Origin of the sequence: Exiguobacterium sp. s189, assembly GCF_018617615.1 — a bacterium.
GTDB lineage: Bacteria > Bacillota > Bacilli > Exiguobacteriales > Exiguobacteriaceae > Exiguobacterium > Exiguobacterium aestuarii_A.
Map to the genome: position 1 here is coordinate 145734 of NZ_JACSKM010000001.1, position 14375 is coordinate 160108.

Annotated in this window: 14 protein-coding genes; 1 reads left to right on the forward strand and 13 read right to left on the reverse strand. The window is 36.7% G+C overall.

What is annotated here, in order from left to right; translation table 11 throughout:
• Positions 1 to 15 precede the first annotated feature (15 nt).
• From KNO99_RS00680 to KNO99_RS00740, 13 genes are all read right to left on the reverse strand, one after another.
• Complete coding sequence (locus tag KNO99_RS00680) at positions 16 to 1167, reverse strand: polysaccharide pyruvyl transferase family protein (RefSeq protein ID WP_214744393.1); 1152 nt, start codon at positions 1165 to 1167, stop codon at positions 16 to 18.
• 43 nt (positions 1168 to 1210) lie between these two features.
• Positions 1211 to 1966 (reverse strand): glycosyltransferase family 32 protein, encoded by a 756-nt coding sequence (locus KNO99_RS00685; RefSeq protein ID WP_214744395.1) that lies wholly within the window; start codon positions 1964 to 1966, stop codon positions 1211 to 1213.
• Positions 1963 to 2976: a glycosyltransferase family 2 protein gene (locus KNO99_RS00690; RefSeq protein WP_214744397.1), complete on the reverse strand. Its 1014-nt coding sequence runs from the start codon at positions 2974 to 2976 to the stop codon at positions 1963 to 1965. The genes KNO99_RS00685 and KNO99_RS00690 overlap by 4 nt, the downstream gene beginning before the upstream one ends.
• Before the next feature lie 90 nt (positions 2977 to 3066).
• Entirely contained in the window at positions 3067 to 4230 is a 1164-nt protein-coding gene (locus tag KNO99_RS00695) for an O-antigen ligase family protein (RefSeq protein WP_214744399.1), read from the reverse strand.
• Positions 4231 to 4269: 39 nt separating this feature from the next.
• Complete coding sequence (locus KNO99_RS00700; protein ID WP_214744402.1) at positions 4270 to 5391, reverse strand: glycosyltransferase family 1 protein; 1122 nt, start codon at positions 5389 to 5391, stop codon at positions 4270 to 4272.
• A 12-nt stretch (positions 5392 to 5403) separates the two neighbouring features.
• On the reverse strand, positions 5404 to 6246 hold the full coding sequence (locus KNO99_RS00705; protein ID WP_214744404.1) for a glycosyltransferase: 843 nt from the start codon (positions 6244 to 6246) through the stop codon (positions 5404 to 5406).
• Positions 6236 to 7063, reverse strand: a complete 828-nt coding sequence (locus KNO99_RS00710) for an NAD-dependent epimerase/dehydratase family protein (protein ID WP_214744405.1) — start codon at positions 7061 to 7063, stop codon at positions 6236 to 6238. Before KNO99_RS00710 ends, KNO99_RS00705 begins: the two co-directional genes overlap by 11 nt.
• On the reverse strand, positions 7060 to 7692 hold the full coding sequence (locus tag KNO99_RS00715; protein ID WP_214744407.1) for a sugar transferase: 633 nt from the start codon (positions 7690 to 7692) through the stop codon (positions 7060 to 7062). Before KNO99_RS00715 ends, KNO99_RS00710 begins: the two co-directional genes overlap by 4 nt.
• Before the next feature lie 17 nt (positions 7693 to 7709).
• On the reverse strand, positions 7710 to 9602 hold the full coding sequence (locus KNO99_RS00720; protein WP_251130907.1) for a polysaccharide biosynthesis protein: 1893 nt from the start codon (positions 9600 to 9602) through the stop codon (positions 7710 to 7712).
• Positions 9603 to 9617: 15 nt separating this feature from the next.
• A complete protein-coding gene (gene galU / locus KNO99_RS00725) occupies positions 9618 to 10517 on the reverse strand; it encodes a UTP--glucose-1-phosphate uridylyltransferase GalU (RefSeq protein ID WP_214744409.1) in 900 nt (299 codons plus the stop codon).
• A gap of 213 nt (positions 10518 to 10730) precedes the next feature.
• On the reverse strand, positions 10731 to 11498 hold the full coding sequence (locus KNO99_RS00730) for a tyrosine-protein phosphatase (protein ID WP_214744411.1): 768 nt from the start codon (positions 11496 to 11498) through the stop codon (positions 10731 to 10733).
• 15 nt (positions 11499 to 11513) lie between these two features.
• Positions 11514 to 12230 carry a CpsD/CapB family tyrosine-protein kinase gene (locus KNO99_RS00735; protein WP_214744413.1) on the reverse strand — a complete coding sequence of 239 codons (717 nt, stop codon included), beginning with the start codon at positions 12228 to 12230 and terminating at the stop codon, positions 11514 to 11516.
• Positions 12223 to 12945, reverse strand: a complete 723-nt coding sequence (locus tag KNO99_RS00740) for a YveK family protein (protein WP_214744415.1) — start codon at positions 12943 to 12945, stop codon at positions 12223 to 12225. The genes KNO99_RS00735 and KNO99_RS00740 overlap by 8 nt, the downstream gene beginning before the upstream one ends.
• Positions 12946 to 13140: 195 nt before the next feature.
• Between KNO99_RS00740 and KNO99_RS00745 the strand changes: the two genes are divergently transcribed.
• Entirely contained in the window at positions 13141 to 14367 is a 1227-nt protein-coding gene (locus KNO99_RS00745; RefSeq protein ID WP_214744417.1) for a hypothetical protein, read from the forward strand.
• The last annotated feature ends 8 nt before the right edge of the window (positions 14368 to 14375 follow it).

The window sequence follows — 14375 nt, forward strand, 5'->3', positions numbered from 1 at the left end:
TTGAGTTCATGGATATTACTTACTCAATGCAATGCATATATTATCAATTAATAAGTTTTTCGCATATATTTTTTGAGAATGTATCAATTCCAAGTCATATCCTTCTTTTTCAGCGAAAAAATATTTATCAATGATTTCTTTATGTTCAGCATTAATATTCAAGCAACGATCCTTACGATTAATACTATCAAAAAAGTGATTCAACTTATTATCCCATGATAAAGCAATGCTAGGGATATTTAGTGCAACTGCAACAATGTGACTATGCAACCTAAAAGAAATTATACCTTTAAATTTAGAAATTAATTCTACTAACTCTTTTGGAGTCTCTGGTCTATTTGCAATAGCTGATTTATCATATCCTAAAGATTCGGCTATTGAGATTGCTAAATTATAGTCATTTATATTACCATTGCAGAAAAGTTTCCATGCAATCTTTTTTTTATTTAATTCTAAAATTATTTTTCTGTATTGCGAAATTATATTTTTATCTTTAAAGGCATCAATACTCATCACCCCTAATCCAATTGTTTCGCTTTCTTTTCGTTTAACATTGTATACTTCGCCCGACCATAGACCAGGATCATATGACTTTATTGCCTTTTTATGACCTTTTTTTATAATTACATTATTCACAGAGTCTACATCATCTCTTACACTAATGCTAACTACATTTTTATAACCTAATGTCCTTCTGAATTTATAAATTAACTGTTTACTTTTAATATGACCCATACCACACGAATTAAAAATTACAGGAACATCCATCCTATCTAATTGTTTAACATGTTCATTTATTGGAATACTAAAATAGTCAAGAAACATCTGTCCACCAGCAAAGACTGCACAATCAAAATTATCATCGCACAGGTTATTTATTTTTTCCTTTCCTCCCCCCAAAAAAAATCTATAGCGTTCTTGCAAATAAACACTCTTTTTTAATATTTTTTTTACTAATTTTTTTGGAAACGTTATAGTATTATCCTTGTTAGGGTAAGGACTAGAAATATCTTTTTCATCAAAACCAACTTTTCCAGATAAATCTGAAATACTAATTTCAAGGCTAGGATTCCATTTTTTAATTAAATACTCTACCGATTGACATATTATTCCATCACCTAAATTTGATGAATAGTACTCCCCAATTAGTAATATTTTCTTGTCCATTAATTACACCCTCACTGAAGTTTAATTATCAAATTTTAAATAGTTATCTTAAAAAGTTTAAAATTTGCTTCTTGTAAGATAACAACTTACTCATATATTTTTCACCCAAGACTCTTATTAATAACCTTTTAGCAATCGCTTTTCTTTCGTTTTTTCCTTTTAAAGAAGGATCAATCCATGATCCTGAAAAGTGATGTATAGTAAAAGTTTCATCATTACTTTTTACAAGTCCTGTTCTCCAATCCTTGGCACAGAAAGTTTCGAATGGATATATACTTAAGTCATTTTTTAATATTTGTTTTCTATTTTCGTTAAGCCAATTGTATTCTATAGTTGTAATTCTAGTTATTAGTTCTGTATTTGTACTAATATCAAACTGCCCATTCTCTAGTTTAAATTTTTTATCAGAGTAAGTTTGTAATAATGATTTAATCCAAGGATGTTCTTTCACCGAACCAATTATGCCAGTTACACAATATTCGTCACTTTCCATTCCAGTAAAAGCTGAATGAGTTAAAAATTGGTCTAAAGGTTTTATAACTTCTACATCTGTATCCATATATATTCCACCCTCATTATAAAGGACATACAATCTTACATAATCAGAAACAAAAGCATATTTCCCTGCTTTATATGCTTCTTTGACATATGGAATAGAATTAATATCAAAATTATCTTCATTCCATTCAATAATTTCATAGTCAGGGCAATTTTTTTTCCAACTAGCAATACATTTTTGTGCCAAAGGGGGTAACGTTCCCTTGCCAAACCAACAATAATGAATTTTTTTATCAATCATATTTTACGTATGCTCCTATATTTTAATATTAAATAACTAGTTATTCTTTTTGATAATATATAAATTATAGATGTCATTCGCACACCTAAAATTTTCACGAAAAATAAAACGTATTTCCCTCTGATTCCAGTTGAATATTTTGCGATCCAAAATACTCTATTCATTTCGGAAACAACTTCTTCCCTTTCTTTTCTTGGTAAATAGCTGACTAAAACCAAATATTGCACATATATATTTGCTAATTGCTTCACAAACTGAGTGTTAAATCTTTTGTTAGATTCATCTAAATTATTTAAATGGTAATTTATTATTGAGACTAAATCATAAAATTTTTTTGAGTTCCAACTATTAATAATTGAATTTTCTCGTTCTTGCCTATAATAGTAAAAAGGGACATCATACGTTGCAATTTTATTAGCCTTCATATAAACAGTCGGAATGAGTTCCAAATCTTCGGATGTTATGCCTAACTTAAACATAAAACGATTATCTATAAAAAATTCTCTTCTATAAATAGTTCTACATGCAGACCATATGATAATTGGCACTTTTTCGAATAAGCTAGTCAGATATTCTATTCCATTCACGTATTGATTAACTTCCGGAAAACTAAAGTCTTCTTTTTTTTCTCTATCATCTGGATAGTAATAAATAAACTTCCCACATATTAAATCCACAGTTGGGTTTTCAATAATAATATTATATAAATTCTTCAATGTATCTTTTGCAATGAAGTCATCCCCATCAACAAATAGCAAATAATCTCCTTTTGCTACTTTTACTCCTTCGTTTCTAGCTGAAGAGAGTCCTCCGTTTTTCTTTTCTAACAACTTAACGTTATGATATTTATCATTATATTGATTACAAATAGCACTAGATTTATCAATTGAACCGTCGTCAACTAAAATAATTTCAAAATTATCATAAGATTGATTTAAAATACTTAAAATACATTCTTCCAAGAAATCTTCTACATTGTATATTGGAACAATTATACTAAATCTAATCAATGTGTTCCCCCCTCTTTATATCAACGCCCTAAATGTGTTATTAGATAGCATTTCAATAGTTGATAAGTGAAAAACACCTAATAAGTATATTCACGAAAATTTATTAGGTGTTTTTTTTCTAATCGTGATCATTGAAAACAACAGTATCATCCATAAAAAGCGGCTTACATGAATATCTAATGTAATACCACCAACTGCCGCCCCGCAAAGTGCCGCAAAAATATATTTTCGATTTATACTTAAAGCCCTCTTCATAGCTGACATAATAAGAAATACAGTAATCAATAAGCCAAAGATTCCACCTTCAATCAATGATTGTACATAAATACTATGTGGGGCACGTGCTATCCCGAGTGAGATAGAAGATATATAAGAGAAAGTTGAAAAACCATTTCCAAATAAAATTCCTAAAAAGGACATTTGTTCGAAGTAATGGAGGTTTGCCAACCATATTTCAGTACGACCACTTCCACCACCGACAGTTATTTCTTCAATAGTAAAACGACTTAAAACCCATTCAGGAATATAATTTTTGACTAAAGAAAAAGCTATTATGAACAAAATTGAACCAGAAACCATGAAAATAAAATTTCTGATGCGATTATTCTTACTATTTATAAAAATTGAAACAATAATTACAAATAAATTTGCTATTAATCCTCCCCGTGAACCAGTTAGAAGTATAACTAATAACATAGCAATCAAAAGTGCGAGGTTAAATATTAATAGTTTTTTCTTCAGTATGTTATCCATTAAAAGTGCTGTAATAAGAATAAATCCTGTAGAGAAATAGTTCGGATCCATTTCTCGACCAAAGTCCAATGTAAATCTAGCACCGGAACCTAAATCTAAGTTCAAAATTGTAATTATTATTACAATAGCACCACTAAATATAATCATTTTTTTCAAAAAATTATATTCTTTATCTGTATGAGTATCAATTGATGCAAAGAAAAACATTAAAAATGAACCCATTAGAGAAAAAATATACCAATTATTCAAATGATTAGATAGAGACCAAGAAATCGAAAGAATAAAATATGAAAAATATAATATTTGTACTTTGCAGTTTTCAAGTAACCTTAAATTAATGCCTTCTGTTGTTAAATTTATTAATCTTATAAACACATAAAAAATAACGATATAGTTTATTAATGATATGGGTCCCAATATATTTCCTAGCGTGGCATCGATAGGGAGTATTAGTAAATAAAGCCCTATCAATACCGTTCTAAACCTCAGTACTGATTTCAATTGTCCTCTCCTTTCAAGCAATTCAAGATTAAAGAAATGTCACTTTAATTTATATTGTGAATAAACTTGTTCTAATTTATTTTTTAGCACATTAATATCATATCCTGCATTTTCAATCATTTTACTCTCAACATTTCTGGGATATTCTGAATTCGAAATAATTTTTTTTGCCCAAACTTGAGTATCCTCACTTAAACAAACAAACTCCACTTTATCTAAAATCTTTATATCCTTTGTGATCGTGTTAGAAAAGACACATGGCAATCCGGATGCTTGAGCTTCTACTCCCACTAATGGAACGCCTTCAAACTTTGAAGGCATAACAAATATGTCGAATGCTTGCATTAGATTGTTAACATCTGCTCTCTGTCCTAAAAACTTTACAGAGTCAGTTAAATTTAAATGCTTAACTTTCTCTATGATCCTACTTTTAGTTTCACCTTCTCCAACTAAAACTAGTAGTGAATTTTTTTTAATTTTCTTCACTTCAAGGAAAACATCAATTAAAAAATCATGATTTTTCACAGACAAAAAAGACCCAACATGCCCAATAACTAATTGTTCATCAATCCCCAATTCTTTCCTTACATCATTTCTGATAAAAGGATTGTATTTATACCTGTCACTTTCAATAGCATTAGGAAGAATATGAGTCAATTTATTTTCTAAAGCTTTTCTCCCAAACATAAACTGCGCTGCTGATTCACTGCACGCCAACTTAATATCGGTTATACTATTTACAGGGAAATTAAGGATTAAATTCCTTATACTATTAATATATTTATCTGAATATTTTGTACTATGACTATGAACTGCAAAAGAAACTTTATTAATTTTCTTTGCAAAAACATAATTAAATAATGCTATATTAGGTGAATGAATATGGATTATGTCATACTCGTTGTTTTTTTTATAAAATTCCGATAGCTCTTTCAAATACATTAAAGTATTTTTATATTTTAACTCCGGTAGAACGTATACATTAGAACCATATTTTTTTACCTCACTATCAAATTCTCCGTTCAATTCATTAGAGTTAAATAAAAAATCAAAGTGAAATAACGAGTGATCAATATACTTTGTAATATTATATAAAAATGTTCCTACCCCTCCTTGAGGTCGAAGACCAATAACATGAAGTACTTTAATTTTTTTATTCATACGTGTACCGATTTAAGTTACTATATTAACTTTACCTTTCCTTAAAATTTTCAAATATATTATTTTTCTAATATTATTAGGAATAAGAACACGCAATATAAATCGAATACAATTATTAAATAAATATTCAAATATATTTATCATTCTGTTTTTCAACATATAGTCAAATAGTTTTTTTTGAGTTTTAAAATATTTTATCCCACCCCTTCTAAGATAAGTTTCATTAGTAATTCTCATCTTGACTAAAGGTTCATTAATATTGTAGAATTTGTATCCTTTTCTAGACATCCTTATCCACAAAAAATAATCTTCATTTAATTCAAAATGTTTATAGCCACCGACATCCATCACATCTTTTTTTTTGAACATCACACTTGGATGATTAATCGGATTTCTAAATTTCATATTTTTTATTATTTCACCGTTAGTGCTCTTTACTTCTTTGTATGCAATAATATTATCTGGATTAATTATAAACTCTGTAATTCCAGAGCCAACAACACTTATTTCTTTATTAGTTTCAAGAATTTTTAATTGTTTTTCACAACGATCGAGTATTGCGATATCATCGGTGTCCATTCTAGCAATAATTTCATTGCTGCAATTTTCTAGACCAATATTTAAAGCTCTCCCCAAGCCTACATTTTTTTCAATCGATATCACTTTTAATCTGGAATTGTGTACATAATTATTAATTACTTGCTCAAGTTCATTAGTTAAGGGTCCGTCTTTAACTAATACTATTTCATCGGGTTTAATAGTCTGATTTAGCATGCTTTCTAAACTTTCTTTTAGATAGATCGGCTTTTCCTTATAGTATACCGACATTAAAACTGAGTATCTTTTATTTTTCATATATACTCCTTTTTCTATATTTTTTTTCGTACACTAAGTTACCAAACACTTTGTTAATCAAATTTACTTTAAAACCAAAAATCTCAATTAGTCTCCCTAAGGATCTTGATAAAACTAAATTTTTACCATTTTTTTCAGCGAGAGACTTCACCAAAATGCTTGTGTTAATATATTCTTCATCTTGAGGAAAGAATATGCCTTCAGATTCATCATTTATCATGTTGAATAACAAATCATTGAGATTGTTAATATGTAACATGCTTCTTTGATTATTAATTAAAGGGAAAATGGGAACCCTTTCGGCTAAGTATATAAGTTTAGAATAATTTCCAGGACAATTTGGTCCATAAATCATAGGAGGTCTTATTATTGCTATTTTAAATTTGTCACTTATTAAATCTTTTAATCTATTTTCTGCAGTGAATTTACTCCTACCATATAAAGTACTTGGGGCAGGCTTTGTATTTTCATCGATTATTTTAACTTTTTTTATTTCCCCTACTTCTCCATAAACAGCCATAGTACTCATAAAAATGAACTGATTTACACCTTCTACCTTTGCTTTCTTAGCCAAATCAATTGTTAAATTACAATTCACTTGATTATACAACTCTTCCATATCAGGTGTTTCTTTCTTATGAACTATGGCTGCTAAATGTAATATTACATCATATTCAGAAAAACTCACTTTTCTCCATTTATTGTCACGAATAGAAATACAATCTACTTGAAAAAGAATTGGAAACTTATAATTAATCCAATTCTTAAATTCTTTTCCGATATAACTACTTTCTCCAGTAATTAATATTTTTTTCATTTTTCATTCTCTTTTGTAGAAGCAATTTCTTTACTCATCATCCCTGTTCCACCTTCAACCACTCCGTGACTTTTCAGCACACTAAAGATTGTTCCGATAAAGCATCGAACATCCATCCAAAACGTCATTTTTTTAATGTACTCTCCGTCGAGTTGAGCTTTATATTCAATGGGTAGTTCATCCCGCCCATTGATTTGCGCCCAACCTGTCAATCCTGGTAATACATCGTTCGCTTGATATTTTTCTCGTTCATCAATCAAATCATATTGATTCCATAACGCTGGACGTGGTCCAATGATTGCCATCTCACCTTTTAAAATGTTGATGATTTGTGGCAACTCATCGAGGCTCGTTTTACGTAAAAACTTACCGATTTTAGTAATATATTGATCTGGGTCAGTAAGGAGATGCGTTGGTGTATCTTTCGGTGTATCGATTCGCATCGTGCGGAACTTCAAAATATTAAAATGTGACTGATGAATCCCAACACGTTTTTGTTTAAAGAAGACTGGTCCTTTTGATTCGAGCTTAATCATAACCATAATTCCAATAAATAATGGGGATAAGACGATTAAACCAATCAATGCTAGAATAAAATCAATTTTGCGTTTCTGCTCGATGTATGTCATTGTTCACTCTCCATAGGCTAAACCGTTTCTTTATAGTTAGCTGTTTGCTCTTGTTCATATCGGTCGAGACAATCATTCGCCCAGTTCACAAGGTATAAGCTAAGTGCCTCGTCCGTCATCAATTGATTCATATTTTCTAATTTTCCATCTAGATCTGGCTCTTCGGTAACAATCCCTGTGAAGATTTTTGGATAGACGGCTTCTGGATGAACTTCGCCTTCCTTCAACAATTCCTCATACATCTTCTCACCAGGTCGAATGCCACTGAACTGAATCGAAATCTGTTCTTCCGTGAAACCACTCAATTGAATCATATTTCGTGCCAAGTCGACAATTTTCACTGGTTCTCCCATATCCAAGACGAACACTTCCCCACCATTGGCGAGTGTTCCCGCTTGAATAACGAGTCGACTTGCCTCTGGGATGGTCATGAAATAACGCGTCATGTCTGGATGTGTCACCGTAACGGGACCGCCTTTAGCAATCTGTGACTTGAACAACGGGATAACCGACCCACGACTACCTAACACATTTCCAAAACGGACAATCGCATACTTTGTTTTACTAGACTTTGCTAAGTGTTGGACGACCATTTCGGCAATCCGTTTCGTTGAACCCATGACATTTGTCGGGTTGACGGCTTTATCCGTAGAAATCATGACAAAGCGCGAGGCACCATATTCATCAGCCATCTCCGCCACATTCTTCGTACCATAAATATTGTTTTTCACCGCTTCATGTGGGTTTGCTTCCATTAAAGGAACATGCTTATGAGCTGCGGCATGAAAAACGAGATGTGGTGTGTAGGTCACAAACACTTCCCGTAGTCTCTCAACGTCTTGAATATCAGCAATGACTGGGATTAGTTCAGCTTCAATCTTCGCTTCACGTAGTTCACGTTCAATGAGATAAATACTGTTCTCACCATGACCAAGCAGTAACAATCGGTCCGGGTTGAACTTTAAGATTTGGCGACAGATTTCGGATCCAATCGATCCACCAGCACCTGTCACCAAAACCGTCTTCCCTTCGACCTCTGCTTGAATACCTGTAATATCTAATTCGACCGGTTCGCGGCCGAGGAGGTCTTCGATGGATACTTCACGCATTTGTTTGACCGAAATTTTCCCAGCTGCCACTTCTTCAATCATCGGAAGCGTGTGTACATTCATGCATACTTTTTTCGCACGTTGAATCAGTGCAACTCGTTCTCGGAAACTCATCGATGGAATCGCAAACACGATTTTATCGATAGCTTCATTCTCAACAACTTCTTCAAGTTGTTCGAGCGTCCCAAGTACTTTCACGTCATTTACTGTTAATGTTTGAAGATGCTTATTGTCATCTATAAACCCAATCGGATTCATTCGGTGATTATTAGAATGCTTCATCTGACGTACCAGCATCCGACCAGCTTGCCCAGCTCCAATAATGAGCGTTCGCTTTTCATCCTTTCTTCGTTTCATCTTCCGTCCATGTAAAATAGACATCTGATCTTGTTTCCATGTCACATAAATTCGTGAGCCAAGACGAATTCCACCTAACATGAGTAACGAGAGACAAAAGCTTAAGAACAGCATGCGCTCCATCGCTTCTCCATATACGGCGAATTGAAGGATATATAAAAGGAGTGTGCTTGAAGCGAGTGTCATCGCTAAACGAACGGCTTCCGTCATACTAGCGAATCGCCAAGCGACTCGATACAGTCGACTGACGCCTGCCATGATGATAAAGATGGCACTATATGAAATAGCCGTCTCAATAAAATGATTACGATCGATATTTTGAATGAATTCTAAAGGATATAAAAAAAAGTAAGAGACAAACATCGCTGATAGAATAGCAATGATATCTAAACTAACAAGTACACCTGTACGTAACGATTTTCGACCTAAATCGGGTATCGACAACTGGTATCCCTCCTTTTATAAAGTACTTTCTACTGTTTTTTGTTCTTCAAGCAATTGGATCATCATCTTCAGTACGTCTTCACGCAAGTCTGAACGGTTTAAAGCAAATTCAAGTGTCGTCTGAATGAATCCTAATTTCTCTCCGACATCATAACGTTTACCATCAAATTCATAAGCGAATACACGTTGCATCTCATTTAAACGAGTAATCGCATCGGTCAATTGAATTTCGCCACCTGTCCCGGCTTCTTGCGTCTCTAAATACTTGAAAATTTGCGGTGTGAATAAATAACGTCCGAGAATCGCTAAATTTGACGGTTCCGTACCCGGAGCCGGTTTTTCTACGAAAGAAGCCACTTTATGTAAACCACTCTCTAATGATTCTTGAGGGTCGACGATGCCATAACGATGCGTGACCTCACTTGAAACTGGCTGAACGCCAATAATAGAACTCTCGGTTTTTTCATATTGCTCAATCAATTGGCGCGTACAAGGTACTTCCGCCTGGACGATATCGTCTCCAAGCATGACGACGAATGGTTCATCGCCGACAAACGCTTTCGCCTGAAGGACCGCATGACCTAGGCCCATTGGCTTTGACTGACGAATGAAATGAATGTTAATGTTTGTCGTTTCTTCCACGAGTGCTAAAAATTCTGATTTTCCTTTTTCAATAAGCGTTTGTTCGAGTTCTGGTACCGAGTCAAAATGATCTTCAATCGCCCGCTTCCCTTTTCCCGTGACGATTAGAATATCTTCAATTCCTGAAGCAACAGCCTCTTCAATAATGTATTGGATAGTCGGCTTGTCGACGATCGGTAACATTTCTTTTGGCATTGCCTTTGTCGCCGGTAAGAAACGTGTCCCAAGGCCCGCTGCCGGGATGACTGCTTTCTTTACTTGTTTATGTACCACGATGTTCCTCCTATGAATATATATGTATTATTTAGTATTGGATTAAATAAAAAAGGATGCATTTAACATCCTTACTAAAATATATTCTAAGGTTAACACTTTTGACCTAATGAAAAAACCAAGGTAAGGGAATTAAAACCTATTTTCGTTCGACAAGTGTCGACAAAAATCATAAGAGCCATTAATTGTCAACACATTATGGAAAACAGGAGGTTACTTCTTCCATTTCCCTCGCCAGTTCTTCGTCGGAAGAATAGGTGGATCGACAAAAATGAACTCATCTTTCACGATTGCTTCGGCATTTTCTTTTAACGTCTCCCAACGTCCCGTTCCCAGTTCTTCCGTAACCGCTTGTCTTGCGGCTTCCCAGTAAAACGTACGCCGTCCTGTACTATGTGCATCTGAAGCAACGAGTTGGCTCAATCCGTTCCGTAAGAAGACGAATGCAATCTCTTTTACATTTTGACCAAACTCCCCAGTCAAGCTACTCGTCGTCACTTGCGACAAAGCGCCTGAAGAAACAAAGTCCATCAATCGTTTTGGGTTGGTCGCCAGTTCTTTATTTCGTTCTGGATGGGCGATGACCGGTGTATAGCCTTCTGCCTGTAATCGGAAGAATAGTTGCTCGGCATATGCCGGGACCGTATCGCTCGGAAACTCGACGAGGACGTAACGTGATCCTGCGAGCGAGAGGACTTCCCCTTCCTCTAGCGCTTGCACGAGATCACCGAACACACGAATCTCTTGACCTGGGTAGATGTCGAGCTTGATTCCTTCTTGGTGTAAAATGTTTTGAAGCGTTGCTGCTGCTTCCTGTACATTCAAGTCTTCCGTCTCAAATTGAGGGTGAAACGCGTGGGGGGTGACCACGATCGCGGTCACCCCTTCCTCTACAGCGCGTCTCGCCATCTCGATTGTTTGTTCGACCGTTCCCGGACCGTCATCGACGGCCGGAAGAAGATGACAATGGATATCAATCATGGCGTGATTCTCCTTTTATTCGTACGCGTAGTAATAGTAGTAATCGTCACTGCCTTGTGGCTCGCGCTTGTTAAGGACGACTCCGAGGATGTGCGCATCCGCAAGGACCAACTGTTCTTTCGCTTTGACGACCATCTGACGGTCTGACTTGTCACAACCAACGACGAGGACGACGCCGTCTACTTTGCGTGCTAAAAGACGTGTATCTGCGACTTGCATCATCGGTGGAGCGTCCAAGATGATGACATCGTAATGTTCTTTCAATTCATTGAGCGTTCGGTCCATCATCTTCGACGAGAGTAACTCGGACGGGTTCGGCGGGATTGGTCCCGCTGCCATCAACTCTAGGTTCTCGACTTGTGTCGAATGAATCGCTTTATCAAGTGTCGTCTTTTTCGCAAGAACAGTTGAGAGTCCAATCCCGTTTGAGAGACGGAACGTGAAGTGCGCTGTCGGACGGCGCATATCACAGTCCATCAATAGGACACGTTTGCCTTGTTGGGCGTAGACGACGGCCAAGTTCGAAGCTGTCGTCGATTTCCCTTCGCCTGACGACGAGGATGTGATCGCAACTGTCTGCAATTCGTCATCGACCGCTGTGAACTCGAGGTTCGTCCGGATCGTCCTATATTGCTCTGAGATTGGCGACTTCGGTTTATGGACCGTGATCAAGTCACGGCCTGTCTTATCGTACTGAATATGTTTTGATTTCTTTTTTCCAAACTTAAACACGGACCTCTTCCCCTTTCACGTTGGCTTGACGTTGACGCTGCATCTCGACACGATCGATGACTGGGATTGACCCAAGTACCGGAAGTTCGAGAATCGTCTCGACATCTTGTTCAGTCTTGATGCGACGATCGAGTACGACTTTGAGGAACGCAATCGCGACTCCAATCATCATCCCAAGTACAGCTGCAATCGCAGTATTAAGTAGAATATTTGGTTTAACTGGGAACATCGGGACGTTCGCATCCGATAAGACTTTCACGTTGTCGACACTCATGAGTTCAGGTACTTCTTTCGAGAAGACGCGACCGATTTCATTGGCGATATCTGTTGCGACGACTGGATTCGTATGTTGGACGGCGATGTTGATGACTTGTGAGTTTTGCTCGCTGTTCACGGTGATCAAGTTACTGATGTTCTCAGGCGCACCGACGACATTTTCTTGGACTTGTTCAAGGATGGCTGGACTTTGAATGATGACACGATACGTGTTGACAAGTGTGACCGACGACTGGATTTGACTGCTATCAATCATGTTGTTCTGTGATTCTTTCGGTGCGACGAGCACTTGCGTCGATGCCTCATACGTCGGGCTGATCACAAATGAGCTCACTAAAAAGGCAATGAGTGCTGCGAGGATGGTTAAACTTGCGATGAGCCACTTGCTCCGCTTCAAGATGGAGAACAATTCTCCAAGGGAAATCGTTTCTTCGTTCATATTCTGTCCTTCTCTCCTTTGTTCCAATCAATTCACTGCTGGAAAATTCCCGCAGATAATATTTAAAATGACAATACCAGAACAGTATAGCAAAATTTTCATTGGTTGATGACCCGTTTTTAAAAAAATGGGTTTTTTGACATGTAAATCTGCTAAACTTTGAAAGGAAGAACTTAACAAAGGAGGAGACCCCTAGTGCATGTAAGTGAGCGCCTACTCCAGCTGTACGCCACACTCGACCGACAAACTCGAGACATCGTCCAGCAACGTATTGAGACAAATTTAGCAGACGGCAAATCGCTTGCCGCCTCTTATCATGAACTAACCGGAGAGACGAATGATTCCCTCTCCGTCGAAGAAAAGTCAGCTACGGATTTTTCGAATTGGTTGAAGGAAGGAAAAACGGAGTTAGTCTTTTTGACCTATTACGTCGCTTTGTTAGAAAAGAGAGAGAAGCTTCAATCTGAGGGAGTCATTCCACAGACTGTGGAATCGATTGTTCCTAAGCCGATCACTCAGCCTTCTCCTCAGGAAACGATGAAATCAGAAATCGAGACACCTGCTAATCCGACACCGACCAAACCGCGTTATGTTCCAGTTCCAGATTCCGCCATTCCGTCACGGACAGAACGTCTCAAATCTTATCGAGAAATCAAACCGGCTCGTCCTCGCCGAAAGAAAAGTCGTGGCTGGTTGCTTGGCCTGATTGCTATCATTCTTTTATCCGTAGGCGGTTATGCCGCTTATCCGACGGTAAAGGATCTCTTACAACCGCCTCCTGCGTCGACCAAAGCGACTGAACCAGTAGCACCAGAACCCGAACCAGTCACTGACACAAAAGCACTTGAAGAAGTATGGATTGGTGTCAAACATGCTCCTCTTCTCAGTGAACCGAACAGCGAAGACGTTGTCTATGTTGCTGACATCGGGGACCGTTATGACGTTTTAGAAGAACGGGACGATGCTCTCTTGCTTGATCTCGGTGGCAATGATTTGACGGGTTGGGTGTCTCGCGAGGAAGTGGTCACGGAATGGTCAGGACTCTCAATCAGTGATCCCGATTTATTGAAGTGGCTAACGGTCGGTGTTGACCAAGTATATTTATACGAACCAGCAGAAGCTTACCTAGAGATGACGAGAGATCAGCTCGTCGGGGTCGTCGGGGAGCCGTATGGTTTGGACTCAGATGACTTGAACGAATATTTGATTTATAATGGTATCTTCTTCACCATCCAAAATGGACGGGTCGAAGCGATTGACTGGCCAAGTACGATCCAAACGAAAGAAATGTTCCTCAAACTTGGAGAACCGACATACGAGGTTGAAGACGGCGTCGTCTATGAGAGCCAGAACTATTCGCTTCGCCTCTTTGTGAAAGAAAATGAGTCGACACGTGTACGTGTGACCAAACTAGACAATTAAAGGAGTTT

Bases quoted from the DNA above. Each gene is read 5' to 3' on its own strand.
- KNO99_RS00680 (WP_214744393.1), bottom strand. From the start codon at position 1,167: ATGGACAAGAAAATATTACTAATTGGGGAGTACTATTCATCAAATTTA.
- KNO99_RS00685 (WP_214744395.1), bottom strand. From the start codon at position 1,966: ATGATTGATAAAAAAATTCATTATTGTTGGTTTGGCAAGGGAACGTTA.
- KNO99_RS00700 (WP_214744402.1), bottom strand. From the start codon at position 5,391: ATGAATAAAAAAATTAAAGTACTTCATGTTATTGGTCTTCGACCTCAA.
- KNO99_RS00705 (WP_214744404.1), bottom strand. From the start codon at position 6,246: ATGAAAAATAAAAGATACTCAGTTTTAATGTCGGTATACTATAAGGAA.
- KNO99_RS00710 (WP_214744405.1), bottom strand. From the start codon at position 7,063: ATGAAAAAAATATTAATTACTGGAGAAAGTAGTTATATCGGAAAAGAA.
- KNO99_RS00715 (WP_214744407.1), bottom strand. From the start codon at position 7,692: ATGACATACATCGAGCAGAAACGCAAAATTGATTTTATTCTAGCATTG.
- KNO99_RS00730 (WP_214744411.1), bottom strand. From the start codon at position 11,498: ATGATTGATATCCATTGTCATCTTCTTCCGGCCGTCGATGACGGTCCG.
- KNO99_RS00740 (WP_214744415.1), bottom strand. From the start codon at position 12,945: ATGAACGAAGAAACGATTTCCCTTGGAGAATTGTTCTCCATCTTGAAG.